This is a genomic window from Candidatus Sarcina troglodytae (genome assembly GCF_015708635.1).
Classification (GTDB): domain Bacteria; phylum Bacillota; class Clostridia; order Clostridiales; family Clostridiaceae; genus Sarcina; species Sarcina ventriculi.
On the sequence record NZ_CP051754.1, the window covers coordinates 1736269 to 1762342 of the forward strand.

Here is a 26074-nt window from a genome sequence, read left to right on the forward strand (position 1 = left end):
ACTTAAAGAATATCCTTAATTATTCTTTCTGCATTTTTATAAAATATTTTTTCTATTTCATTATAAGTAAATCCACTTATCTTTAATTCATTATAAAGCTTTTCTATTTCTCCTATATTTTTTATTTCAACTTCATTTTCAATTCCATCAAAATCTGTTCCAAGAGAAATACAATCAATCCCTCCTATTCTTTTTATATGCTCTATATGCTTTATCATATCATCTATTTTAGCAATTTTACTATCTCCCAAAAAAGAATTACAAAAATTTATTCCTATCACTCCACCTTTATTACTTAATGATTTAATCATCGAATCTGTTAGATTTCTATTATGATTTCTTATATACCTTGAATTTGAATGTGATGCTACAAATGGTTTTTTACAATATCTTAAAACATCTAAGAATCCACCGTCTGACAAGTGCGATACATCAACTATAATCCCTAAATCATTCATTCTCTCAATAGCCTCTATACCAAATTTTTTAAGACCTCTAGTTTTATAATAATCATTGCAATTAGGATATCCTATATTATTTTCATAGTTCCATGTAAGAGTTATAAGAGATACTCCTAAATCTTTAAAATAATTAATATTATCCAAATTATTCCCTATAGCTTCCCCTCCTTCTATAGTTAAAAAAGCACTTATTTTACCATTCATTTTATTATTTTTATAATCACCATAACTTTTACATAGGCTTATTTCATTTTTATTTTTATTAAATTCATTTTTTAAGTTATTAAGCATATTAACGCAAGTTTCAAAATTATCTTTATTCTCTTTAGCATCCATAAATAAAGCAAAAAACTGTGCAATGGAATTTCCTTTTTTTAAGCTATTTACATTAACTTTTAAATCACTATCTCTTAAAGACTTATCTTTATTTTTTAGTAAAACATAAGCTGTATCACAATGAAAATCTATAACTTTCATAAATTATTCCTTTTAAATTATTTATACACTATAAATATGTACATTAAATAAAATATATTTAATTAAAGACTTAATGTTATTAAAAATAATATTGCCTTTAGAAAAATTACTTGATTTCTTCTAAAAGCAATATTATTTTAACTAATAAAGTGGGTATTTTTCGCAAAGAGTATTAACTCTACCCTGTATTTGACTTAAATTTCTCCCTCTATTTTCTATAGTATCATTTATTATACTTGCAATTTCTCTCATATCATCTTCCTTAAAACCTCTAGTTGTAACAGCAGGAGTTCCTATTCTTATTCCACTAGTTATAAATGGACTTTTAGTTTCATTAGGCACCGTATTTTTATTTACCGTTATACCTATGCTATCTAAAATATTTTCAGCTTCTTTTCCGGTTATATTTTTATTATTTAAATCAACTAATATTAAATGATTGTCTGTTCCATTAGAAACCAACTTAAATCCATAATTTTGTAATGATTTAGCCAAAATTTTAGCATTTAACACAACCTGATTTATATATTGCTTAAACTCAGGCTCTAATGCTTCCTTAAAACACACAGCTTTACCTGCTATTATATGCATAAGTGGGCCTCCTTGAATCCCTGGAAATATGTTCTTATCTATTACTTTTGCATATTCTTTTTTACACAATATAAGCCCACCTCTTGGTCCTCTTAACGTTTTATGTGTTGTAGAAGTTACAAAATCAGCATAAGGCACTGGAGATTTGTGAAAATTTGTTGCTACAAGTCCAGCAATATGAGCCATATCTACCATTAAATAAGCACCTATTTCCTTAGCAATGCTTGAAAATTTCTCAAAATCTATACTTCTTGAGTATGCACTGGCTCCTGCTACTATCATTCTAGGTTTATGTTTCAATGCTAATTTCTTTACCTCTTCATAATCAATTTCCTCTGTATACTTATTAACTTTATAAGATACAAAATTAAATATTTTACCTGAAAAATTTACTGATGATCCATGTGTTAAATGTCCACCATTACTTAAATCCATCCCTAAAACTACATCACCTGGCTTTAAAACTGAAAAATATACAGCCATATTAGCCTGTGATCCTGAATGAGGTTGTACATTTACATGCTCTGCATTAAAAAGTTTTTTCGCTCTTTCTATAGCAATATTTTCTATTTCATCAACAACAGAACACCCTCCATAATATCTTTTATTTGGATACCCTTCAGCATATTTATTAGTTAAATATGATCCCATAGCCTCCATTACAGCCTTACTTGTAAAATTTTCTGATGCTATAAGTTCAATACTTTGCTGTTGCCTTTTTAATTCCTTATTTATAAGCTCGCTTATTAAATTATCTGTTCTTTGCACATTTGAAAAATCCACAAAATCACCCCTCAAATTTATTTTTCTATAATTACAACAAAAATCATATTATTTAATAAATTTATTCATAATATTTTCTTAATAGTATTATTGATAACATATTATTATTCCTTTATTTTTTATATAATTATGTAAATTTTTATATTTATTCTATAATAAAGATATATACTATGTTATAATACATTTATTATTCTTGGCTTTATAGAGGTGTTAAAATGGAAATCAATAAAATACTACATGTTGCTACATTTGCTGGACAAATAATACTTGAAAGTGGTGGCGAAACCTATAGAGTTGAAGATACCATATGTAGATTCTGTGCAGCCTTTGGAATTCAATTTGCTGAAAGTTTTGTAACCCCAACTGGAATTATGGTATCTGTAAGTGATGAAAATTCATATACCACAACCCTTGTAAAAAGGGTTAAGACTAGAACAATCGACTTACAAAAAATACATCTTGTAAATGATCTTTCTAGACAAATAACTAAAAATAACTTTACACTTAGCGAGGTACAAGAAAAATTAAATGAAATACAAAATATTAAAAGATATTCATTTACCACAACTATTTTATCTTCAGCTGTTGGTGCTGGTTGCTTTGCATTTTTATTTAAAGGAAACATAACAGATGCTATTGCAGCTTTTTTTGTTGGTATCGCTATAAAATTATTTACAGAAAAAGCAGCTCAACTTAACATAGATGGTTTTTTTATAAATTGTATTGGTGGTGCTATCGCTGCCTTTATATCACTTATATTTAATTCTCTTAGCTTTGGTTCTAACCTAGATACATTAATAATTGGAGGTATTATGCTTTTGGTTCCTGGACTTGCTATAACAAATGCTATTCGTGATACTATAGCTGGTGATTTAGTTTCAGGGCTTACAAGGGCTGCAGAAGCATTTTTCGTTGCCATATCTATAGCCGTTGGAACTGGTATTGTTTTAAGCTTATGGATTGCTCTAGGAGGTTCTTTATGATTATTAGATTTATTTTAGAAGTTATTGCATCATTTTTAGCAACTATGGGATTTGGTATACTTTTTAACATAAAGGGTAAAAATCTTATATTTGCAGGTATTGGTGGTGGAATTAGTTGGTTTATGTATGAAGGAGGAATTCTTCTTGGATTTTCTGTTATTGCATCAATGTTTGTATCAGCACTAGTTTTTAGCACTTATTCAGAAATTTGCGCTAGGATATTAAAAACTCCTGTAACTACAATTGTAATATGTGCTCTTATTCCACTAGTGCCAGGAGGTGGCATGTATTACACTATGTATGAAGCAATTCATGGAGATGCTGCTGCTACTTGGGCTAAAGCCTCATCTACACTTTTATCAGCTGGCTCATTAGCCCTTGGAGTTATATTTATATCTTCTGTTACTAGACTTATATTACGCTCTAGAAAAAACATATCAAATAACTCAACTATAAATCTAAATGATAAATTAGATGAAATTATAATAACAACTAGAAACAGTGCTGTTATTGATAAAAATGATATTTCTATAGAAAAAGACCAAGATTAACTAAATCTTGGTCTTTTTATTATTCTTCTACTGTCTTTTCTTCGCTTACTGAAACTTTAATTCCAAGTTCATCTAATTGTTTTTCCTCGACTACATTTGGAGCTTCAGTTAAATAACAGAATGCATTTTGGTTTTTAGGGAATGCTATAACATCTTTTATATTTTCAGTTCCTGCAAGAAACATTACCATTCTGTCTAAACCAAATGCTAATCCTCCATGTGGTGGTGCACCAAATGTTAATGCTTGTAATAAGAAACCAAATGACTCCCACGCTCTTTCTTTAGTAAAACCTAACGCTTTAAGCATTCTTTCTTGAATAGCTGTATCATGGATTCTAATTGAACCTCCACCTAACTCTTCACCATTTAAAACTAAATCATAAGCCTTAGCTCTTACTCTAGCTGGATCAGATTCTACAAATTCTAAATCTTCATCCATAGGTGCTGTAAATGGGTGGTGACAAGCTTTAAATCTCTCTTCTTCTTCACTATATTCAAAAAATGGGAACTCTGTAACCCATGTGAAATTAAACTCACTTTTATCTTTAATTAAATCATACTCTTTAGCCAAATGTAATCTTAATGCTCCAAGACTTGGTAATACTACTGAATCTTTATCAGCTACTATTAAAATAGCATCTCCTGTCTTAGCATTCATTGTATTAATTATTGCATTTGTAACATCATCAGTTAAAAATTTAGCTATTGAAGATTTCATTCCTTCTGGTTTTAATTGTATCCATGCAAGACCTTTAGCCTTATAAGTTTTAACAAATTTACCCAGTTTATCAAGTTGTTTTCTACCAAGTGAAGCTCCATTTTCTAAGCATAAAGCTCTAACACTTCCGCCGTTTTCAATTGCAGATTTAAATACTACAAAATCCATATCCTTAACATCTTGAGTTATATTTGTTATTTCCATTCCAAATCTTAAATCTGGTTTATCACTACCATACTTCTCCATGGCATCTTTAAATTTCATTCTCTTTATAGGAAGTTTAACATTTACTCCTGCAACTTTTTTAAATACATAAGCAATTAGTCCTTCATTAATAGCCATAATATCATCTTCTTCAACAAAGCTTAACTCCATATCTACTTGAGTAAATTCTGGTTGTCTATTAGCTCTTAAATCCTCATCTCTAAAACATTTAGCAATTTGATAATATCTATCAAAACCAGACATCATTAATAATTGCTTATATAATTGTGGAGATTGTGGAAGCGCATAAAATTTACCTTGAAAATTTCTTGATGGCACTAAATAATCCCTAGCACCTTCTGGAGTTGATTTTCCAAGCACTGGTGTTTCAATATCTAAGAAATTATTTTCTTCTAAATAATCTCTAATAGCCTTAGTAGTTTTACTTCTTATTGCAAATATTTTTTGCATATCTGGTCTTCTTAAATCTAAATATCTATATTTTAATCTTATACTTTCTGCCGCATCTAAGTCTTCCTTTATGTATATTGGTGGAGTTTCTGACTCAGATAAAATTTTAACACCTTCTGCAATAAGTTCCACCATACCAGTTGGTATATTGTTGTTTATTGATTCTCTTTTAGCTATTTCTCCAGTTACTGCTATACAATATTCTGGTCTTATTTGCTTAGCTTTAGCTAATATTTCTTCGCTTAAAGTATCTTTAAAAACTATTTGAAGTATTCCTTCCCTATCTCTTAAATCTAAGAATTGAAGTCCTCCAAGATTTCTATTTCTTTGAACCCAACCCATTACAGTTACTTTTTGTCCTATATGACTTTCTCTAGCTTCACCACACATAATACTACGCTTTAGTCCATTTAAAGCTTCACCCATTTTTAACTCCTCCTATTTTATCTACATATATTTACTATATTTTTTATATTATCTAAAGCAACTTCGAATTTTTCTCCATCGCTCATTCTCTTAACATTTACCATATTTTCTTGTATTTCAGAATCTCCAATTACAAATGTAAATCTTGCACCTATTTTATTTGCATATTTCATTTGTGCCTTTACACTCTTTCCTAAATGATCTATATCTACTTTCAATCCTTCTTTTCTTAAATCGAAGGCAAGTTTCATAGCTTTAAGCTTTGCATTATCTCCCATAGAACCTATAAATAAATCACATCTATTTGGCTCTTCTATTTTAATCCCTTCTTCTTCTAAAGTTAAAAGAAGTCTTTCTAAACCTAAACCAAATCCCATAGCAGGAGTTTTTGGTCCACCTATTTCTTCAACTAAGTAGTCGTATCTTCCACCACCACATATTGTTAAGCCATCTTTTATAACTTCAAAAACAGTTTTACTATAATAATCTAATCCCCTAACTATTTGAGGGTCAACATTATATTCAATTCCCATAGCCGTCAAATAATTCTTTAATTTTTCAAAATGCTCTTTGCATTCATCACAAATAAAGTCTAGAATAATTGGTGCATTTTTAACTATTTCCTTGCATTTTTTTTCTTTGCAATCTATAATCCTCATAGGATTCTTTTCAAATCTAGTTTTACAAGTTTCACATAAATCATCGTAATTTGATTTTAAATATTCCTTTAATGCTTCATTATATTTTGCTCTACAACTTGGACAACCTAAACTATTTATATTAAGTGATATACCCTTTATTCCAAACTCATCTAATGACCTCATAACCAAAGATATAATTTCGGCATCTATTGAAGCTTCTTGAGATCCAAAAACTTCAATACCATACTGATGAAATTGTCTAAGTCTTCCTTTTTGCATTTTTTCATATCTAAAACAATCTGTAAAATAAAACATTTTTGTAGGCTGTGCATCAGCATACAGACTATGTTCTATAAAAGCTCTAACAGCTGGTGCAGTTCCTTCTGGTTTTAGTGTTATACTTCTTCCACCTTTATCTTCAAAAGTATACATTTCTTTTTGAACAACATCAGTAGTCTCTCCAACTCCTCTTTCAAAAAGTTCTGTTGCCTCAAACATAGGTGTTCTTATTTCACGAATCCCATATTCTTCTGATATCTTTCTTAATTTATCCGCTATATAATTCCATTTATAAGCTTCACTTGGTAGCATATCCTTTGTACCTTTTTGCCCTTGAATAGCCATAAAAACTACCTCCTAAGTTTTATTTATATAAAGTATTTAGTAGGTCTATTTTACCTTTAACCATATCATCTATTCTACTTATATATTCTTTAACATCTTTAATATTTGCAAATCTCTCTATACGATTTTTTCCTTCAGTTAGATAAACAACCTTTGAAACAGCATCAGCACCTATTGCTATTATAGTTTGACTATCTTCTATCATCTGTATATTATATACAGATTCTTTTCCTAAAACTGAAAACCCCACATTTTCCATATTGCCAACCATATTTTTTTGTCTATACATATAATATGGTTCCATATTTAAATCCTTTGATAAAGATTTACTCATGTCATACATAATATTTAAATTCTCTTGATTCTCGATTTTTAAACTCTTCTTAAGAACAAGATTTTCATAAAGCCTTGATGCTCTTTTTATGGACATTCCGTGAATAGTTAAACTATCTGGTCTTAGTTTTTTTATTAAATTACAAGTATTCTCAATTTCACTTATCCCTTCATTTGGAAGTCCTATTATTATATCCATGTTTATATTATCAAATCCTAAATCCCTCGCTAGATTAAACTTATCAATAACATCTTTAACACTATGATTTCTTCCAATAGATTTTAAAGTTTCATCATTCATTGTTTGAGGATTTATAGATATCCTAGAAACATCATATTTTTTCATTGTTTCTAACTTTTCTCTCGTTATAGAATCTGGCCTTCCACATTCTACTGTAAACTCTTTTAAGTTTTTATCTTTTACAAAACTATTATATATATCTTTTAGTAAATCTTCAAATTGTTCATTACTTACTGACGTTGGAGTTCCTCCACCAAAGTAAACTGTTTCTATTTTTAAACCTTTCTCTCTTACATAACTATTTATAGCTTTAATTTCTACCTTCAAAGCATTTATGTAATTATCAACCTCTTTTTTAAGTCTTCCTTGTATTGGGTTAGCTGCAAAAGAGCAATAAAGACACCTTGTTGGACAAAAAGCCATGCCAACATATATACTAATTGTCTTTTCATCCTTATTTACAAATTCTTTCTCACGTTTTGCAACATCAATACAAAGCTTTGCCTTCTCTTTTGTAGCTAAATAATTACTTTCAAAATAATTTATAATCTCTTTTTCTGTTTTTCCCTCATTTAACTTTTTTAAGGCTATTTTACTAGGTCTTATACCAACTAATATTCCCCAAGGATAATAATCTTTCAATTTAGCAGTTAAAAAACTGAAAATACATCTTTTTAAGCACTCTTTAAAATTATCATCTTTTGTTGTTTTTTCTATATATGAATCATTTTTAGACGATACTTTTATAAACTCTTCACCTATTTCAACTTTATAATCATATATATCTGCTTCATTTACAAATTTTAATTCATGAAAAGTATAAAATATATTAAACATCTGATAAACATCATATCTATAATTAAGATTATCTAAGTAAATATTAATATGCATACATATCTCCTAAAAATGGATTATTCACTCTTTCGTGTCCTATAGTTGAAGACGCATTATGTCCTGGATAAACAACTACATCATCTGGTAAAATCATAAGCTTAGTTTTTATTCCATTCACAAGTTGACTAAAACTTCCACCTGGAAAATCACTTCTTCCTATAGATTCTCTAAACAATGTATCTCCTGAAAACAAATTTTTTTCTATAAGAAAGCACATTCCACCTGGAGTATGACCTGGTGTTTTTATAGCTTTTATCTCTATATTTCCTATCTTAAACATATCATTATCATGAATATATCCATCACTTTTTTCTAATGGTCCAAAAGCTGATTCCTTTTTATCTATCATTTTTTCATCATCTTCTGATATAAATGATTTTATACCATATTTCCCTTTAAGCTCATCTACTGCTCCTACATGGTCAAAGTGTCCATGAGTCAATAATATAAATTTAGGATTTGCCCCCATTTTTTCTATGGCGTCTACTATTTTATCAAAATTTCCACCCGGATCCATAATTACTGCTTCTTTTGTCTCTTCATCCATCGCTATATAACAATTTTCATCATATACTCCAGCTATAACTGTTTTTATTATCATAATTTAACCTCCTAAGCTATTTATTTAATTATTTACTCTATAAACATCCAATATTCCTTTTAAAGCTTTTATTTTCTTTATCAAAATTCTTAACTGCTCTATATCATCAATTTTTACTTGAAGATTAATACTTGCTGTATTATTTTTTTCTGTTTTAGCATTTAAAGAAACTAACGGAAGTCCTGCTTGAGTTATTATTACCATAACATCTGATAAAAGTCCCAATTTATCTTCAGCTCTTACCTGAAGCTCTGCCACGTATGCTGTACCCTCAGCTTTCCCCCAACTAACTTCAACAACTTTTTCCTTTTGCTTTTCAATTATGCTTTTAAAATTGCTACAATCTTTCCTATGAATTGAAACTCCTCTTCCTTTTGTAACATATCCTACTATCTCATCTCCAGGAACAGGGTTGCAACACCTTGCAAATCTAACCATTATATTACTAAGACCTTTTACTGTTACCCCATTATTCATAGTTTTATTACTAGCATTATTTTTTTCTGTTTTTGATATTTGTTCCTCAATATCTTTATTAGTTTTTTCGTTTTGCAATATTTTATCTTGAGATGCATTCTCTCCTCTAAGCCTTAATATTATTACTGAAGCTGTTATAATGCCCTCTCCAACATTTGCATATAAATCTTCTAAAGAATTCAAATGATATTTTTTACATAATTTTTCATACTCTATCCCTTTACATATATCTGAAAAATTAACTGACCGTCTTTTACATTCTTTCTCTATAACATCTTTTCCTTTTTCAATATTCTCTTCTCTTTTAGCCTTTTTGAACCATTGTTTTATTTTAGATCTAGCTTGATTACTCTTTGCAATTCCAAGCCAATCCATACTAGGCCCTTTAGGAGTTGATGTCGTTAATATTTCTACTATATCTCCAGTTTTTAATTTATAATCTAAAGTAACCATCTTTCCATTAGCTTTAGCACCAATGCATCTATTACCTATATCAGTATGTATCTTATATGCAAAATCTATTGGTGTCGCTCCTGCTGGAAGACTTAATACAACCCCTTTAGGAGTAAACACAAATATCTCATCTGAAAATAGATCTAATTTAAATCCTTCCATAAATTCTTCTGCATCAGAGGCTTCCTTTTGCCATTCTAATATTTCTTTTAACCAACTTAATTTATTAGCTATTGTTACTTCTTTTCCTTGCCCTTTTTCCTCTTTATCATTAGAATTTACACCTTGTTTATACTTCCAATGAGCTGCAATACCATACTCTGCTGTTTCATGCATTTCAAAAGTTCTTATTTGTATTTCAAAAGTCTTTCCTTGTTTACCTATTACAGTTGTATGAAGTGATTGATACATATTAGGCTTAGGCATAGCTATATAATCTTTAAACCTACCTGGTATTGGTTTGTATATTGTATGCACTATTCCTAAAGCCTCATAACAATCCTTTACTGTATCAACTAGTATTCTCACAGCTGTTAAATCAAAAATCTGCTCTATACTTTTATTTTTATCTATCATTTTTCTGTATATGCTATAAAAATGTTTAGGTCTTCCCTCTATATCACATTCTATATTAGCAGACTTTAATTTTTGCTTAAGTTCCTCTATAATGTATGAAATATACTTTTCCCTCTCGACTCGCTTTTCTGCAATGTCTTTAACCAAATTATAATACTCATCTGGATGCAAATATCTTAAACATAAATCCTCTAGTTCCCATTTAACCTTTGACATACCAAGTCTATGCGCAATAGGAGCATAAATGTCTAAAGTTTCTTGGGCTTTTTGCTTTTGTTTCTCAGGAGACATAAATTTTAATGTCCTCATATTATGAAGCCTATCTGCAAGTTTTATTATTATAACCCTTATGTCTTGAGCCATAGCTAAAAGCATTTTTCTTACATTATCAGCTTGTTGTTCTTCCTTAGTTTTGTATCTTATTTTATTTATCTTTGTTACTCCATCTACTAAATTTGCTATTTCTTTATTAAATATTTTAGCAATATCATCATAGGTATAATCTGTATCTTCAATAACATCATGGAGTAATCCTGCAACAATAGTATTGGTATCCATACCCATTTCAGTTAAAATAATAGCCACACTAACTGGGTGAATTATATATGGCTCTCCTGATTCTCTCTTTTGATCTTTATGGGCCTCAAAAGCTAAGTTATAAGCCTTTTTTACCATATCAACATCTGCATTATTGCCACTAGTTTTTATTTTAGATATCAAATTTTCCAGCATTTAGATGATTCTCCCTTTTCAATATTTTTATCTTTATTTTAGCATTTAATAAAGCCAATGGCTGGTTATTTAACCAGCCATTTTATCTAATTATATTATAATAATTTTATATTTTCAACAATATTAAACATCATATTTTAATAATGACATAACATCGTAGTCTTTAAGCTTTTCTCTTCCTTTTAATTCTTCAAGTTCTATAGCAAAAGATAATCCTACAACTTCTCCTCCAACTTGCTCAACAAGCTTAGTTACAGCAGCAATTGTTCCACCAGTAGCAAGTAAATCATCAACTATAGCAACTCTTAAACCTGGCTTTATTGCATCTTTATGTATTTCTAAGATATCACTACCATATTCTAAATCATATTCAACCTTTACAGTATCAGCTGGAAGCTTTCCAGGTTTTCTAACTGGAACAAAACCAGCTCCAAGAGCATATGCAACTGGAACACCAAAAATAAATCCTCTAGCTTCTGGTCCAACTACAAGATCTATATTTTTATCTTTAAAAAACTCTGCCATTTTATCTACAGCTTCTTTTAAAGCTTCTCCATCACTTATTAAAGTTGTAATATCTTTAAAGCTTATACCTTCCTTTGGAAAATCTTCTATAACTCTAACCTTTTCTCTTAAATCCATTTTTAACCTCCAAAATATATAGACTTTATCTATAAAAATCTATCTTTTTTTTTCATTATAAAGATATTTAGTTATTTGTTCTGCTCTATCCTCATCATTTGTAGTTAAAAGTTCTACTATTATTTTAGCATTGTCCTTTTTACAAACTACACTATCTGCAGGAGTTATTTCTTCTATTATTTTATTAATGTTTTCTTTTTTTAATTCTTTAATTCCATGAAAAGATTTTATAGCTCTTAATCCTACACTATTTGTATTCTCAAGGTACTTTGTACCTTCCTTTAGTATTACTTTATTCTCTCCCACATCATTAACATTTTCTGACATACTTCCTATTAATATTAAGTCTAAGTACTTATTTATACTTTTCATATTATAATATATGGCTATTCCTTGCATAAGCTTAAAAATAACACCACTTTTAGATAAATCTTTATACCTATAAAAACAATTCTTTTCACTTGGATTTATATATACAGAATCATAAATTGATTTTACTTTTTTATTTTCTGTTATGATTAAATCTATACCTAAACTATTACAAAGGAGTTCTTGCTCTTTTCCAATTAGTCCACACCCTACTGTAATTAAAACTTGAGCTCCTAAAAAAGATATATAATTTTTTATTATATTATCATCTATATCATAATTATCTCCAACTTTATAGCTAACACAATATTCTACATCAGCATTCAAATATTTTAATATTAATAATAGGGATGATATGCCACATATTGAATCTACATCACATCCACCATATATAACAATTTTTTCTCTGTTATTTATGGCAGTAACTAATCGTTCTATGGCTTTATTCATATTTTTTAAGTTAAATGGATTGTATCCCGATATGTAATTTGGGCAATAAATACTCTCCCAAGCCTTTCGCATGATTAACCCCTCCATAAATTTTAGAAAACACATATATTATAATTTAAAACTAAATATTTTACAAATATTTTTACAAAATTATATCTTTTTATCTTATAATCTATTATTTTTACTCATTTTTTATATAAATTACTAACTTTAATTAAAAAAATCACCTTTTAAATCAATAAAAGGTGACTTTTTTACTAAGCTTTTTTTATTTTTTTAGCTGATTTTCTATTTTTAATTACACACCATACAGGAGTTGCTATAAATATTGATGAACATCCACCAGATACTATACCTATTATTAAAGGGAAAGCAAAATCTCTAATTGATGGCACAAAAATATACATAGCTACTATTGTTGTTAAAGTAGTAAGGGTTGTATTTATTGACCTTGACATAGTTTGAGATAAACTCTTATTAGCTATACTATCAAAACTTTCACCCTTCATTTTTTTTCTATTTTCACGTATTCTATCAAAAATAACTATTGTATCATTTACTGAATAACCAATTACAGTTAAGATAGCTGCAATAAATGGCGTATTAACTGGAATATTAAATATTGCATAAATACTTATTGTGATTAATGCATCATGTGCAAGAGCAATAATTGCTGATATTCCATATGCAAACTCAAATCTTATGGCAACATATATAAGCATACAAATAACAGCTATACTAAGAGCTATTATTGCACCTTTTGTTAATTGTTGTCCAATTGATGGTCCTATTTCATTTTGAGAAACCAACGCATCACTTGATAGATTAAATGTACTTTCAATTTCCTTAATCATCTCATTAGTTTTTTCTGTTGAAAAATTTGTTGCCTTTATATCAAGTTCTGTTCCATTATTGGCTGTTGTTGTAATAGCATCTGGATTATATTTATAAATTATATTATCAACATCTGCCTTATTAAACTTATGACCAAAGTTCATCGTTATTTCAGTTCCACCCTGAAAATCTATACCTATATTCAAGCCTCTTATTGATACAAATAAAAATCCAATTACTATTATTATTATAGATATTGAAAACCAGATTTTTTTATGCTCTATTATCTTAATCATTATTATCATCCCTCCTCTTTATTCTTCCGAACATTGAAGGTTTGTTAAATAATTTTGAATCCACAGCTAAATTCATAAAGAACCTAGTTATTATTATAGCTGTAAACATACTTATAAGAACACCTATTAATAATGTTAATGCAAATCCTTGTACTTCTCCTGAACCAAAATAATATAAAACTAAAGCTACAATGATAGTTGTTACATTTGAATCAATTATTGAACTTAATGCATTGTGAAATCCAAGTTTTACTGCAGCACTTACACTCCGTCCTTGCCTTAATTCTTCTTTTATCCTTTCAAATATTAAAACATTAGCATCAACTGCCATACCTATTGTTAAAAGAAGACCAGCTATTCCTGGAAGTGATAAAACAACACCTACACCAACATAAGCATAAAGAACTAATAATATAAATATACTAAGCGCCATAGATGATACAAATCCTGCCCATCTATAATTTAATATCATGAATAAGAATATTACTAAAACCCCTATTGCTCCTGCTTTCATAGCATTTGGAAGAGCTGATGCTCCAAGTTGCGCTCCTATAGTTTCTACTGAAACTACTTTAACTGGAACTGGAAGAGCCCCTGCATTTATAATATCTGCTACCTTTTTTGCCTCTGCAAGTGATGAACTTCCTGTTATTGTTGCTTGACCATCACTTATAACTGATTGAACAGTTGGAGCTGTTAAAACTTCACCATCCATTTCAATTGCTATTTTTTTACCTAAGTAGATCTTAGTTGCCTCTGCAAACTTTTCTGTACCACTTGAATTTAACTTAAGTGTTATTACTGGTTCACCATTGTTATTTACATAAACACTAGCATTACTTACATCAGATCCAGTTAATATAGTACTTCCATCTGGAGATACAAAGGTAAGCTGTCCTGTTGTGGTTAAAGTATCAAGAATAGAATTTGAATCATAATCTCCTGGAATATTAACTACAACTTTATTATTACCTTCTGTGGTAACTGATGTATTTGATACTCCAACTTTATTTACTCTAAGTGATAAAAGTTGTTGAGTTTGTTCAAGTTCCTTAGATGTTATATTGTCTCCTTCTAATTGCATTGTCACCGATACTCCACCTTGAAGATCTAACCCTTTTGTAATCATGTCATTAAAAGTTTTAAACTGATATCCATTTATCGTGAAACCTTTAAATCCTGCAAATGCTAAGAATACAATTATTGCTATGGAGATAATAAACACAGTAAAAGCTGTTACTTTTGTTTTCATCTTTCTCCCCCTCTGTAATTTATATACATATTATATCTTTTTTGTATATATTATGTATAGTGTAAATTATATTTTATTTGTTACCACATAGCAATATGTGGCAACAAAAATTATTTTTTAATTACATAGTTTTAGCTTTAAGAGCTATAGCACATTCTATTCTCTTCTTTTGCATTTCACATCCTATTTCATAAGGAACATGAATATCTCCATTAAAGTTAAAGTTATTTGCTTGACATCCTCCGCTACAATAGAACCTTGCCCAACATTCTTTACATTTTGGTTTATTGTATATGTGAGCATTTTTAAAGTCTTTAGATAAATTTTTATTTTTTATTCCAGAATTTATATTTCCAAGTAAAAACTCTTCATTACCTACAAATTGATGACATGGATAAATATCTCCATCTGGAGTTATAGCAACATATTCATGTCCTGCACCACATCCTGCTATTCTCTTATATACACATGGACCACCATTTAAATCTATATTAAAATGATAGAATTTAAATGGATTATCATTATTTTCTGCACGTCTTAACATTTCTTTATATAACATATCATATTGTTCATATATTTTAGGTAAATCTTCCCTTCTAATTGAAAGATTATGACTATCTGGAAGAACAACAGGTTCTATTGATATTTCGCTAAACCCTTCATTTGCAAGTGCCATAACATCCTCAAAGAAATCTGTATTTTCTCTTGTAAATGTTCCTCTAGCATAGTATTGTTTTGATGGATCACGCCTATCAACCATTTTCTTTATATTAGGAAGAATTCTATCATAACAACCTGAACCATCAACCCTTATTCTAACATTATCATTAACCTCTTTTCTTCCATCTATAGATAAAATTATATTTCCCATATTTTTATCTATATAATCTATGATTTCATCATTTAATAATGTTGCATTAGTGGTCATAGTAAATCTTATATTTTTATTATATAGTTTATCTTTTTCTTTAGCATAATCAACTATTTCTTTAATAGTATCAAATACCATTAAAGGTTCTCCACCAAATAAATCTACTTCTATATTTTTTATATTTCCTGAGTTTTCTAAGACATAATCTATTGCTCTTTTACCCACTTCAGCACTCATAGGTTTTCTACAACCCTTATATTCTCCTTCATCAGCAAAACAATATTTACATCTTAAATTACAATCATGGACAACATTTAAGCAAAGAGCTTTTATGTAAGATTCTGATTCATCTCCCGCCATAGCTATCTCTTCATACAAATCTTTTGAATAAAGTACTTCTTCCTTCACAAGGTCTAATAACTCTTCATAAGCCTCTTCTATTTCCTCTTTAGACCATTTATCTTTAAGATTGTTTATAACATCTTCTTTATCTAGTAACTCATCTTCTCCTACCATATTATAAATAAGTTCATCTATAATATGAACACTTCCTGAATTTACATCAATTAAATAATAATCTCCATCTTGAATAAATTTATGAACTAAAGCCACCGCTTTTTCCTCCTAAACTAAAACTATGGCAGCAACTATAAGTTGCTGCCAACATTTAAATATTATTTCTATTTATAATTAATTTTCACAAGCTAAGTTTGCTACTGTAGCTGATGTTTTACATGCTGATTGGCATGAGTTAGCACATTCTCTACAGTCTGCTGGCTTACATAAGCTTTTCTTTAAACTTGACTTGTTTATTGTTTTTATACGTTTCATTAGACATTCCTCCATTTCCTAACTATACTTAAACATTATAGCATGTACTATATTTTTTTCAAAGTTTTTTTTCATAACATCAATTACAATATACATATAACTTTTTATTCAAAATTATTCCAATTAAATAACATTAATACTTCATATTATTTAAAATACTTATAAAAAAAGCCTTCTTTTTAATAAAGAAGACTTTAAAACATTATTTTTCTACTCTTGTACCAATTGCTTGTTTTGTTATTTCTAATTTTGTTCTATCTGAACTTGTTTCGATAACTACACTTTCGTCAGTCACCTTTATAATTTTACCGATTATACCACCTCTAGTTATAATCTTATCATTAGCTTGTAATTCATTTAACATTTCGCCGTATTTCTTTTTTCTCTTTTTTTCTGGAACTATTAAGATAAAATAGAATACAACAAACATAAGTATAAAAGGCCCTATTGTTTCTAGTATGCTCATTCTGCTCCTCCTTAAAATATTTATAAAATATGTTAAGCTCTTCTACTCCACTCTTCTAACTTCTTAGCCTTAAATTCTTCAAAATAATCACCGTCTATAGCAGCTCTTATATCTTCCATTAGCTTATTGTAAAAGTATAGATTATGAAGAACACATAACCTCATAGCTAACATTTCTTTAGCTTTAAATAAATGTCTTATATATGCCCTTGTATAATTTTTACATGCAGGACATTGACATCCCTCATCTATTGGGCTTTTATCAAGCTCAAATTTTGCATTCATAAGATTTATTTTACCATGACTTGTGAACACATGTCCATGCCTTCCATTTCTTGCAGGTAAAACACAATCAAAAAAATCTACTCCCCTTGAAACTGCTTCTAATATATTTTCTGGAGTTCCAACCCCCATTAAATATATAGGCTTATCCTCTGGAAGATGAGGTACTACTGCATCTATTATTCTATACATGTCTTCATGACTCTCACCAACTGCTAAGCCACCAATAGCATAGCCATCTAAGTCCATTTTTGCAATTTCCTTAGCATGCTCTATTCTTATATCCTCATAAGTTCCACCTTGATTTATACCAAATAATAATTGCTCTTTATTTATAGTTGTATCTAAAGAGTTTAATCTATCCATTTCTTTTTTACATCTTTCAAGCCATCTTGTCGTTCTATTTACTGAATTTATCACATAATCTCTAGGTGCTGGATTTTCTATACATTCATCAAAAGCCATAGCTATGGTTGAAGCTAAATTACTTTGAATTTGCATACTTTCTTCAGGCCCCATAAATATTTTTCTACCATCTATGTGAGAATTAAAATAAACGCCCTCTTCTTTTATCTTTCTCATTGAAGCTAAAGAAAAAACTTGAAATCCACCTGAATCTGTAAGAATTGGTCTATCCCAATTCATAAACTCATGAAGACCTCCTAATTGTTTAACAACTTTATCTGTTGGTCTTAAATGAAGATGATATGTGTTAGATAACTCTACTTGACACCCTATTTCTTTTAAATCCATTGAGGAAACTGCGCCCTTTATTGCAGCTAGAGTACCTACATTCATAAACACAGGTGTTTGTATAGTTCCGTGAGGAGTTACAAACTGACCTCTTCTTGCTTTACCATCTTTTTTAAGAAGTGTGTATCTTTTTATTGCCACTTTAAATTCACGTCCTTTACTTTTATATTTATATTATTTTTATCTTATAAACATTGAATCACCAAAAGAGAAAAATCTGTATTTTTCTTCAACTGCCTTTTTATAAGCATTCATTATATTTTCTTTTCCAGCTAATGCTGAAACTAACATAATAAGAGTTGATTCTGGCAGATGAAAATTTGTTATAAGAGCATCAACTATATTAAACTTATATCCTGGAAATATAAATATATTAGTCCACCCACTTTGTGCTCTAACTTCTCCATTTTCATTTCCTATAGTCTCTAAAGTTCTTGTAGATGTTGTTCCAACAGCAATAACTCTGTTTCCCCTTTTTTTAGTGTCATTTATTATTTTTGCATTTTCCTCATCTAATTCATAATACTCTGAATGCATTATATGTTCATCAATAGATTCAACCTTTACTGGTCTAAATGTTCCAAGACCAACATGAAGAGTTACAAATGCTATATTTACACCTTTTTCTCTTATTTTTTCTAAAAGCTCCTCAGTAAAATGAAGTCCCGCAGTTGGTGCTGCTGCTGAGCCTTTTTCTTTTGAATAAACTGTTTGATATCTTTCCCTATCATCTAGTTTTTCATGAATATAAGGAGGAAGTGGCATTTGTCCAAGTTCATCTAATATCTCTTCAAAAATACCATTATAAATAAACTCAATTACTCTATTTCCTTCTAAACCTATATCTCTAACCACAGCTTTAAGTTTTCCCTCGCCAAAGGTAAACATAGCTCCTACCTTTGCCTTTTTACCTGGCTTTGCAAGACACTCCCATTTATCTCCTTCAATTCTCTTTAAAAGAAGAAACTCAATTTTCCCACCAGTTTCTTCCTTTTCTCCAATTAATCTTGCTGGCATTACTCTAGTGTTATTTAAAACTAAAGTATCCCCTTTTTCTAAATAATCTATCACATCATGAAATACCTTATGTTCTATTTCACCAGTTTTTCTATCTACCACCATAAATCTTGAAGAATCTCTTTCCTTTAAAGGACATTGCGCAATTAACTCTTCTGGTAAATAAAAGTCAAAATCACTTACTTTCATAAAATTCACCTTCTCTATTATTATTCAAACAAACCCACTTGTTCTGAATTTCCTTTTCCTCTAGTTTTTCCTAAATGCTTATAAGCTTTATCAGTTGCAACTCTTCCTCTTGGAGTTCTTACAATAAAACCTTTCTGAAGAAGATATGGCTCATAAACATCTTCAATGGTATCCAATTCTTCACCTACAAAGTAAGCTAAAGTTTCTAAGCCAACTGGACCACCATTAAAATTATCTATTATGGTTTCTAATATTTTATTATCTAATCTATCAAAACCTTCTCCATCTACTTCTAACATTTCTAAAGCCTTCTTAGAAGCTTCTAAACTTATTTTATTGTTAAACATTACCTCTGCATAATCTCTGACCCTTTTTAAAAGCCTATTAGCAATTCTTGGGGTTCCCCTAGACCTTTTTGCAATTTCAAATGCACCATCTTCGGTTATTTCACATCCCAAAATGGTAGCACTCCTAACTATTATTTCTTTTAGCTGTTCCTCTGTATAGTATTCCATAGAACAAAGAACACCAAATCTATCCCTAAGAGGAGAACTAAGCATTCCAACTCTGGTTGTTGCCCCTATTAAAGTAAACTTAGGTAAATCTAATCTTATAGACTTACTAGATGCTCCCTTTCCTATTATAATATCTAAAACATAATCCTCCATAGCAGGATATAATATTTCCTCAACACTTCTGTTTAACCTATGAATTTCATCTATAAATAAAACATCATTATTGTTTAAAGTAGTCAAAATTGCTGCTAAATCTCCAGCCCTTTCAATAGCTGGACCAGATGTTATTTTTAAATTTCCACCCATTTCATTAGCTATTATATTAGCTAACGTTGTTTTTCCAAGCCCTGGAGGACCATATAAAATTACATGGTCTAAAGCTTCTCCTCTATTTTGAGCAGCCTTTATAAATACATTTAATCTCTCTTTTATCTTATCTTGACCTATATATTCACCTAATTTTTCTGGTCTTAAACTATATTCATTAATAGAGTCAAAAGCTGTTTCATTTGAGGTTACTATTCTTTCATCCATTAACTAACCTCCTATCCCATAAGTATCTTTAATGCTTCTTTAATAACACCCTCTAACGATAAAGTCTTATCAATATTTTTAAGGGCATTTTCTGCCTCTTTTTCAGTATAACCTAAAGCCAATAAAGCACCTAGTGCCTCAACTACATTGTTATTTACACTTACACCCTCTGAACTTATTTCACTTAATTCACCCTGTACAAGCTCATCTGATTTAAACTTATCTTTAAGCTCTAATATAATTCTCTGAGCAGTTTTCTTTCCAATTCCAGGAGCTCTAGTTATATGCTTTTCATCTCCTATCATTATAGCGTATTTAAGATTATTTACACTACTTATTGATAACATAGATAGTGCAGCTTTAGAGCCCACTCCATTTATTGAAAGAAGCATTTTAAACATTTCTAATTCTTCTTTAGTTGTAAAACCATAAAGACCTAAAAAATCTTCTCTAACTATTTGCTCTAAATATACAAATACCTCTTCATCAACCTTTGGCATATTAGCCATGCTATTTCCAGAAGTAAATATTTTATATCCTATATTATTATTTTCTATAATTACATAATCTTTATTTATACCTTTAAAATAACCTTTAATATATTCGTACACACAAACTCTCCCACTTCATAAAATTTTTATTAAATAAATTATGAACATTTTAAAATCTATATTATACTTTAACACGAACATATTATATTATCAATAATCTATGAGTTAGATTTAAAACTTAAAAAAGGAAAGAATTTAAAATCCTTTCCAAAATCAACTTATAAAATTACTTAAAGCTTCCTCACATTCTTCCTTTGTATCAAAAAACATTTCATAATTTCTTATCATATTCTGATCTATCTCCATTAAAAGACTTACTTCCCTTTGAGTTATATCATCTTCGTTTTCTATAACAGGAATTCCATTTACATCACTTTTATAAATAGCAATATATCCATCTTTATCCCCTATGTAATATTTATTAGGCTCTAAAGTTCCAACTGCTCTTTCAAAAATCATTTGATAATTATCAGTTGATGATACAGAATATCCCTTTTGTTTATAAAGTTCTACAACTTGTTCTACATTTAATTCTCTTACATCAAGTTCTTTTTTTATAGTTTTAACATCAAGATTATTTTCAACAATAATATCATCATCAACTGTTCTTTTAGTTAATACAATTTTATAACTATCCTTTAAAACTATTGATTGTTTTTCATTCTCAATCTCTGCATTTGCTTCATGTATTTTTTCTCTATTATAAAAGTAAGATACTGTATAGCTTCCCGCAAAAAATAATGCACCTAAAGCTATAGATAGTAACGCTATATTCTTTTTACTAAACTTAAACTTTAATTTCATAAAAATCACCTCTTACTGGTGATTATTGACACAAAAAAATATTTATATTCAATTAAAGATAAAACAAAAAGGACTTTATTAAATAAATCAAAGCCCTTATATATATTATTTTATTTAGATTTTTTTTCATGTTCCTCTAAAGATTCTTCACATTTTACTAAAAACATTTCAGCTTCATCATCAGTTATATAGTTTCCAAAAGCACGACTAATACCACTTAATATCTCCCCTAAAATCTTTTCATCAATTCTAAGCCTTTTATAATGCTCACTTCTATGCTTTGGATTTTCTGGGTCTAACCCTTCATTTCTCATATGATGATGAACCCTATCTCTAAATTTTTCAGCTCTTTCTTTAACATCCTTCTTCAAGTTACTATCACTCCAATCATAAATTTTGTTATCGCATACATGTTTCTAAATAATATAATCCATATAATATATATTATTATATGGATTAATTGCTTTTCTTATTTAAAATGATATCATAGATGGTATTTTTTATCAATTATTTTTGTATTTCTAAATGAATGAACACATAATTAATTTAACGTTACTATAATAATATTTCCATTCTTTATTTGTATGGATATCATTTAACTTTATATTTTGGATTTCTATTATATCCTATATTAGGATTGTTTGATCTATATTTTCTAATTAATTCTATCTCCTTTCTATTTCCTTCTTTGTCTGTGGCTGTTTCTGATTCCCATAAAATCTCTTTCCTAATCGTAAAATTTCGTTTCTGTTCTCTTGTAAAATCCATCTCTATTAAACTATTGCTTGCACTACCAAAGTAATTAATACTATCAGTTAAATCCTTACCAATATATATTTTCCCATTTGGGTATGTTATTTTATAAACTACTTTCATTTAACTCCTCCTTTACATATTCATATTATAATTTTTCTAATTCAATAGTCATGAATACAAGTAAAATACCCTCTTTTATCTTATTCAAAAACTTATCCCAAAACTTAAAATCAATTTTTTAGTATAGTAATCTTCTTGCTTCATTTTCAAATCTTTAGTTAGTCATTACATTTACACTATACAAAAAGCAAACCCTCTATTTACTAAAATTAAACTTTCAATAAAAAGAGGGTTTGCATAGTTTATTTTTACTATTTTCTTCTTAATTTTAAAATAATAAAATATTTTTGCTTAAGAGTAATTATTCTTCCCATCCTTCAGGGAATTCTGCATTGTGGTAAACTTCTTGAACGTCATCATCATCATCAAGTAAGTTAAGCATTTTTTGGAATTTCTTAGCTGCTTCTTCATCTATTTCAGTGTAAGTGTCTGGTATCATTTTTACAGCTGCTTCTAAAAATTCTAGTCCGTTAGATTCTAAAGCTTCTCTAACAGAACCAAAGTCTTCTGGAGTAGTTGTTACAACAAATACTTCTTCTTCATCAGCGTTGAAATCTTCAGCACCAGCTTCAAGAGCCATCATCATTACTTCTTCTTCGTCTAAATCACCTTTTTCTATGATGATTTCACCTTTTTCTTGGAACATAAAGCTTACACAGCCTGTAGTTCCCATATTTCCGCCACCTTTAGTAAATGCTGCTCTAACATTACCTGCTGATCTGTTTTTGTTATCTGTTAATGTTTCAACTATAACAGCAACCCCTGATGGGCCGTATCCTTCATAAACTATTGATTCATAGTTTACAGAATCTGCTTCACCAGCACCTTTTTTTAATGCTCTTTGTATGTTATCATTTGGCATGTTTGCAGCTTTAGCTTTAGCAACAACGTCTCTTAATTTAGAGTTTGCTTCTAAATTAGCTCCACCTTGTTTTATTGCCATTGCTATTTCTTTACCTATTTTTGTAAAGATTTTTCCTCTTTTAGCATCTACTTTACCTTTTTTAGCTTGTATGTTATGCCACTTTGAATGTCCTGACATTTAAAATCCCTCCCAATTTTTATGTAAAATCACACAAAAAATATTTCTAAATTTAACGCTATTTATTATTATAACATAGTAATATCAAGGCTTCAACTTAAGGGTTAATCAATATTAAGATACAATCTATTCTCTTCTTTAAAGTAAATATTTTCTTCATCAAAACCTATAATAGCTTTTCCATTTGTTAATTCTATAATTTTTGATTTTATATCTTCTGCTTTTTCTTTTTCAGATAAAATATATACTTTTACCTTATCAGTAAACTCAGCATCTTCTATATGCCAATTGTTCTCACCACATATATACTGTATTTTTCCATAAAGGTCATAATCAACATCTATTGCAATTCTAAGTCCCAAGACCTTTTCAACTGTACCTGCTGCATTAATTGCAATAACAGCGCCCTTAGTATATGCTCTAGTAAGTCCTGATGCCCCTAAAAGTATTCCTCCAAAGTATCTAGTTACGACAACAGCGCAGTCTGTTAAATCATTTTTCTTTATAACCTCTAAAATTGGAATACCAGCTGTTCCTTGTGGCTCTCCATCATCACTATATCTTTGAATATTTTTATTTTGCCCAATTATATAAGCCCAGCAGTTATGCCTTGCATCTTTATGTTTAGATTTTATTTCAGTTATAAATTCCTTTGCCTCTTCTTCTGTTGTAACTCTTTTAATATATCCTATAAACTCAGATTTTTTCTCTTCAAAACTATCACTTGTAGTTAGTTTTACCGTCTTATAACTCATTAAAGCTTTCTCCTTTTTAAAATTTCATATATACTATCTATTCCCTTATCTATACTTTCATAATCTGTTTGTGAAAAACCTATTCTAAAGCTTTTTTCACCATCTTTAAAGTTATTATAAAAAACTTCCCCTGGGGTTATTATTATATTTCTATCCTTTAACTTATAAAACAATTCTCTAGATGTTATATCTACATCTTTTTTTATGTTTAAAAATATATTTAATCCTCCCTTTGGTTCATTAAAATCAACTAAACCACAAAGTTTTTCTTTTAAAAGACTAACTATATAGTTATATCTTTTAGAATATTCACTATTTAAACATTTTATATGTTCTAAAAAATATCCCGTAGATATATACTTTTCTAAAGCCCTTTGCATAAGGCTAGATGTCGCAATATCTGTATTCACCTTAGAATTTTGAATGGTTTCACAAAGATTCTTCGGTGCTATTAAATATCCAATCCTAACTCCTGGCAAAAATGTTTTTGAGAAACTTTTTATATAAATAACCCTATTCTTATCTAACTTTCTATAAGGGCAATATTCTATATTTTCATCATAAACAAGCTCTGATAAATAATCATCCTCTATTATGTAAAAATCATATTTATAAGCAAGTTCTATTATCTTTATCTTTTTCTCTTTTGAATAACTAACACCTGTTGGATTTTGAAAATAACTCATAGTATAAAAACATTTTATTTTATTTTTTTTTAGAATTCTTTCAAAAGCATCTAAATCCGCACCATCATCTAAAAGAGGCACTTCTAAAATATTTGCTCTTCTTAATTTAAAAACTCCAAGCGCTCCCCCATGGGTTGGTTTTTCAACTAAAACACTATCATTTACATTAACTAAAGTTTTAGCCGTTATATCAATCCCTTGCTGAGCACCAGAAATAATTAACACTTCATCTGAGTTAATTTTATTATCCCAAAAGTTTAGACTTATACTCTCTCTTAAACTTTTATATCCTAAACTGTCATTATACATTAAAGCCTCTACACCATCACGATTTAAAACATCATTTAAAACATCTCTAAGTCTTTCAATTTTAAAAAAACTTGCACTTGTAATCTCTCCTGCAAAATCAATCCAGTCCTTTGAATTTGATGCTGTCATCCTTCTTAAAATCTCATTGTAATCTTTTTTAAAATTAAAAGGTACATGTCGCTTTTTAACATATGTTCCACTACCTTGAATTTGTTTTACATATCCTTCTTGTTCTAATTTTTTATAAGTATTTATTATAGTTATCTTATTAACTTCTAAATATTTTGATAAATCCCGTATAGTAGGTAACCTTTCTCCATCCTTTAATTTATCTTCATCAATGAGATTTTTAATTTTATTATAAATATCGATATATTTAAATCCATCCTCAGAAAATTCCAATCTATACTTTTCCATAAAAACCCCTTTATATGCTATATTAACTCTTCCACCTTAGAACCTTAAAGGCATTGATATTCCAAAGTTTAAATTTATCTAATATTTATATTATATT

26 protein-coding genes are annotated in these 26074 nt (G+C 29.0%); 2 read left to right on the forward strand and 24 right to left on the reverse strand.

Annotated elements, in window-relative coordinates; genetic code table 11:
• Positions 1 to 2: 2 nt before the first annotated feature.
• Together HH195_RS07905 and glyA are read right to left on the reverse strand one after the other, a co-directional pair.
• Positions 3 to 938, reverse strand: a complete 936-nt coding sequence (locus tag HH195_RS07905; RefSeq protein WP_196370664.1) for a dipeptidase — start codon at positions 936 to 938, stop codon at positions 3 to 5.
• Between the two features lie 141 nt (positions 939 to 1079).
• On the reverse strand, positions 1080 to 2312 hold the full coding sequence (glyA, locus tag HH195_RS07910) for a serine hydroxymethyltransferase (RefSeq protein WP_196370666.1): 1233 nt from the start codon (positions 2310 to 2312) through the stop codon (positions 1080 to 1082).
• Positions 2313 to 2527: 215 nt separating this feature from the next.
• Here glyA and HH195_RS07915 point away from each other — a divergent pair, with 215 nt between their 5' ends.
• Complete coding sequence (locus HH195_RS07915; RefSeq protein WP_196370668.1) at positions 2528 to 3295, forward strand: threonine/serine exporter family protein; 768 nt, start codon at positions 2528 to 2530, stop codon at positions 3293 to 3295.
• Complete coding sequence (locus HH195_RS07920) at positions 3292 to 3846, forward strand: threonine/serine exporter family protein (protein ID WP_371811641.1); 555 nt, start codon at positions 3292 to 3294, stop codon at positions 3844 to 3846. The genes HH195_RS07915 and HH195_RS07920 overlap by 4 nt, the downstream gene beginning before the upstream one ends.
• 19 nt (positions 3847 to 3865) lie before the next feature.
• On the opposite strand, the gene aspS is transcribed toward HH195_RS07920, so the two are convergent.
• The 22 genes from aspS to HH195_RS08030 all read right to left on the reverse strand — a co-directional run bounded on the left by aspS (position 3866) and on the right by HH195_RS08030 (position 25977).
• Entirely contained in the window at positions 3866 to 5665 is a 1800-nt protein-coding gene (gene aspS, locus HH195_RS07925; protein ID WP_196370670.1) for an aspartate--tRNA ligase, read from the reverse strand.
• Positions 5666 to 5682: 17 nt separating this feature from the next.
• Positions 5683 to 6930 (reverse strand): histidine--tRNA ligase, encoded by a 1248-nt coding sequence (gene hisS / locus HH195_RS07930; RefSeq protein WP_055259231.1) that lies wholly within the window; start codon positions 6928 to 6930, stop codon positions 5683 to 5685.
• A 19-nt stretch (positions 6931 to 6949) separates the two neighbouring features.
• Positions 6950 to 8395, reverse strand: coding sequence for a coproporphyrinogen III oxidase (locus tag HH195_RS07935; protein WP_196370672.1), 1446 nt, complete (start codon positions 8393 to 8395; stop codon positions 6950 to 6952).
• Positions 8385 to 8999, reverse strand: a complete 615-nt coding sequence (locus HH195_RS07940) for an MBL fold metallo-hydrolase (protein ID WP_058992174.1) — start codon at positions 8997 to 8999, stop codon at positions 8385 to 8387. Before HH195_RS07940 ends, HH195_RS07935 begins: the two co-directional genes overlap by 11 nt.
• Positions 9000 to 9023: 24 nt before the next feature.
• On the reverse strand, positions 9024 to 11237 hold the full coding sequence (locus HH195_RS07945) for a RelA/SpoT family protein (protein WP_196370674.1): 2214 nt from the start codon (positions 11235 to 11237) through the stop codon (positions 9024 to 9026).
• 123 nt (positions 11238 to 11360) lie between these two features.
• Positions 11361 to 11879, reverse strand: coding sequence for an adenine phosphoribosyltransferase (locus HH195_RS07950; RefSeq protein WP_055259239.1), 519 nt, complete (start codon positions 11877 to 11879; stop codon positions 11361 to 11363).
• A gap of 39 nt (positions 11880 to 11918) precedes the next feature.
• The gene (locus HH195_RS07955; RefSeq protein WP_196370676.1) at positions 11919 to 12770 is read right to left on the reverse strand and encodes a DHH family phosphoesterase; all 852 of its coding nucleotides are present in this window, start codon (positions 12768 to 12770) and stop codon (positions 11919 to 11921) included.
• Positions 12771 to 12955: 185 nt separating this feature from the next.
• On the reverse strand, positions 12956 to 13828 hold the full coding sequence (gene secF, locus HH195_RS07960) for a protein translocase subunit SecF (RefSeq protein ID WP_196370679.1): 873 nt from the start codon (positions 13826 to 13828) through the stop codon (positions 12956 to 12958).
• Positions 13821 to 15080, reverse strand: coding sequence for a protein translocase subunit SecD (gene secD, locus HH195_RS07965; RefSeq protein WP_196370681.1), 1260 nt, complete (start codon positions 15078 to 15080; stop codon positions 13821 to 13823). Before secD ends, secF begins: the two co-directional genes overlap by 8 nt.
• A gap of 121 nt (positions 15081 to 15201) precedes the next feature.
• Positions 15202 to 16563 (reverse strand): thioether cross-link-forming SCIFF peptide maturase, encoded by a 1362-nt coding sequence (scfB, locus tag HH195_RS07970; RefSeq protein WP_058992180.1) that lies wholly within the window; start codon positions 16561 to 16563, stop codon positions 15202 to 15204.
• A gap of 78 nt (positions 16564 to 16641) precedes the next feature.
• Complete coding sequence (scfA, locus tag HH195_RS07975; RefSeq protein WP_055259249.1) at positions 16642 to 16782, reverse strand: six-cysteine ranthipeptide SCIFF; 141 nt, start codon at positions 16780 to 16782, stop codon at positions 16642 to 16644.
• A gap of 202 nt (positions 16783 to 16984) precedes the next feature.
• On the reverse strand, positions 16985 to 17248 hold the full coding sequence (gene yajC, locus HH195_RS07980; RefSeq protein WP_055259251.1) for a preprotein translocase subunit YajC: 264 nt from the start codon (positions 17246 to 17248) through the stop codon (positions 16985 to 16987).
• A gap of 32 nt (positions 17249 to 17280) precedes the next feature.
• Positions 17281 to 18423 (reverse strand): tRNA guanosine(34) transglycosylase Tgt, encoded by a 1143-nt coding sequence (gene tgt / locus HH195_RS07985; RefSeq protein ID WP_055259253.1) that lies wholly within the window; start codon positions 18421 to 18423, stop codon positions 17281 to 17283.
• A 39-nt stretch (positions 18424 to 18462) separates the two neighbouring features.
• On the reverse strand, positions 18463 to 19488 hold the full coding sequence (queA, locus tag HH195_RS07990; RefSeq protein ID WP_196370683.1) for a tRNA preQ1(34) S-adenosylmethionine ribosyltransferase-isomerase QueA: 1026 nt from the start codon (positions 19486 to 19488) through the stop codon (positions 18463 to 18465).
• 20 nt (positions 19489 to 19508) lie between these two features.
• Complete coding sequence (gene ruvB / locus HH195_RS07995) at positions 19509 to 20537, reverse strand: Holliday junction branch migration DNA helicase RuvB (RefSeq protein WP_055259257.1); 1029 nt, start codon at positions 20535 to 20537, stop codon at positions 19509 to 19511.
• Positions 20538 to 20548: 11 nt separating this feature from the next.
• Positions 20549 to 21148 carry a Holliday junction branch migration protein RuvA gene (gene ruvA, locus HH195_RS08000; protein WP_195925446.1) on the reverse strand — a complete coding sequence of 200 codons (600 nt, stop codon included), beginning with the start codon at positions 21146 to 21148 and terminating at the stop codon, positions 20549 to 20551.
• A 153-nt stretch (positions 21149 to 21301) separates the two neighbouring features.
• Complete coding sequence (locus HH195_RS08005) at positions 21302 to 21892, reverse strand: hypothetical protein (protein ID WP_196370685.1); 591 nt, start codon at positions 21890 to 21892, stop codon at positions 21302 to 21304.
• Positions 21893 to 22002: 110 nt separating this feature from the next.
• A complete protein-coding gene (locus HH195_RS08010) occupies positions 22003 to 22263 on the reverse strand; it encodes a hypothetical protein (protein WP_055259263.1) in 261 nt (86 codons plus the stop codon).
• A gap of 220 nt (positions 22264 to 22483) precedes the next feature.
• Entirely contained in the window at positions 22484 to 22768 is a 285-nt protein-coding gene (locus HH195_RS08015) for a GIY-YIG nuclease family protein (RefSeq protein WP_196370686.1), read from the reverse strand.
• Positions 22769 to 23069: 301 nt separating this feature from the next.
• Positions 23070 to 23810 carry a YebC/PmpR family DNA-binding transcriptional regulator gene (locus tag HH195_RS08020; protein ID WP_055259267.1) on the reverse strand — a complete coding sequence of 247 codons (741 nt, stop codon included), beginning with the start codon at positions 23808 to 23810 and terminating at the stop codon, positions 23070 to 23072.
• A 104-nt stretch (positions 23811 to 23914) separates the two neighbouring features.
• Positions 23915 to 24565: a YigZ family protein gene (locus HH195_RS08025; RefSeq protein WP_112365779.1), complete on the reverse strand. Its 651-nt coding sequence runs from the start codon at positions 24563 to 24565 to the stop codon at positions 23915 to 23917.
• Positions 24565 to 25977, reverse strand: a complete 1413-nt coding sequence (locus HH195_RS08030) for an aminotransferase-like domain-containing protein (protein WP_196370688.1) — start codon at positions 25975 to 25977, stop codon at positions 24565 to 24567. Before HH195_RS08030 ends, HH195_RS08025 begins: the two co-directional genes overlap by 1 nt.
• Positions 25978 to 26074 lie beyond the last annotated feature (97 nt).

Excerpts from the sequence above, each read along its gene's own strand:
- secD (WP_196370681.1), bottom strand. The coding sequence starts at position 15,080 with ATGAAAACAAAAGTAACAGCTTTTACTGTGTTTATTATCTCCATAGCA.
- secF (WP_196370679.1), bottom strand. The coding sequence starts at position 13,828 with ATGATTAAGATAATAGAGCATAAAAAAATCTGGTTTTCAATATCTATA.
- HH195_RS08025 (WP_112365779.1), bottom strand. The coding sequence starts at position 24,565 with ATGAGTTATAAGACGGTAAAACTAACTACAAGTGATAGTTTTGAAGAG.
- HH195_RS07945 (WP_196370674.1), bottom strand. The coding sequence starts at position 11,237 with ATGCTGGAAAATTTGATATCTAAAATAAAAACTAGTGGCAATAATGCA.
- scfA (WP_055259249.1), bottom strand. The coding sequence starts at position 16,782 with ATGAAACGTATAAAAACAATAAACAAGTCAAGTTTAAAGAAAAGCTTA.
- HH195_RS07955 (WP_196370676.1), bottom strand. The coding sequence starts at position 12,770 with ATGCGAAAGGCTTGGGAGAGTATTTATTGCCCAAATTACATATCGGGA.
- aspS (WP_196370670.1), bottom strand. The coding sequence starts at position 5,665 with ATGGGTGAAGCTTTAAATGGACTAAAGCGTAGTATTATGTGTGGTGAA.
- HH195_RS07920 (WP_371811641.1), top strand. The coding sequence starts at position 3,292 with ATGATTATTAGATTTATTTTAGAAGTTATTGCATCATTTTTAGCAACT.
- yajC (WP_055259251.1), bottom strand. The coding sequence starts at position 17,248 with ATGAGCATACTAGAAACAATAGGGCCTTTTATACTTATGTTTGTTGTA.
- HH195_RS08015 (WP_196370686.1), bottom strand. The coding sequence starts at position 22,768 with ATGAAAGTAGTTTATAAAATAACATACCCAAATGGGAAAATATATATT.
- HH195_RS07935 (WP_196370672.1), bottom strand. The coding sequence starts at position 8,395 with ATGCATATTAATATTTACTTAGATAATCTTAATTATAGATATGATGTT.
- HH195_RS07950 (WP_055259239.1), bottom strand. The coding sequence starts at position 11,879 with ATGGATTTAAGAGAAAAGGTTAGAGTTATAGAAGATTTTCCAAAGGAA.
- queA (WP_196370683.1), bottom strand. The coding sequence starts at position 19,488 with ATGAAAGTAAGTGATTTTGACTTTTATTTACCAGAAGAGTTAATTGCG.
- HH195_RS08030 (WP_196370688.1), bottom strand. The coding sequence starts at position 25,977 with ATGGAAAAGTATAGATTGGAATTTTCTGAGGATGGATTTAAATATATC.
- HH195_RS07915 (WP_196370668.1), top strand. The coding sequence starts at position 2,528 with ATGGAAATCAATAAAATACTACATGTTGCTACATTTGCTGGACAAATA.
- HH195_RS08020 (WP_055259267.1), bottom strand. The coding sequence starts at position 23,810 with ATGTCAGGACATTCAAAGTGGCATAACATACAAGCTAAAAAAGGTAAA.
- ruvB (WP_055259257.1), bottom strand. The coding sequence starts at position 20,537 with ATGGATGAAAGAATAGTAACCTCAAATGAAACAGCTTTTGACTCTATT.
- HH195_RS08005 (WP_196370685.1), bottom strand. The coding sequence starts at position 21,892 with ATGAAATTAAAGTTTAAGTTTAGTAAAAAGAATATAGCGTTACTATCT.
- HH195_RS07905 (WP_196370664.1), bottom strand. The coding sequence starts at position 938 with ATGAAAGTTATAGATTTTCATTGTGATACAGCTTATGTTTTACTAAAA.
- HH195_RS07940 (WP_058992174.1), bottom strand. The coding sequence starts at position 8,999 with ATGATAATAAAAACAGTTATAGCTGGAGTATATGATGAAAATTGTTAT.
- hisS (WP_055259231.1), bottom strand. The coding sequence starts at position 6,930 with ATGGCTATTCAAGGGCAAAAAGGTACAAAGGATATGCTACCAAGTGAA.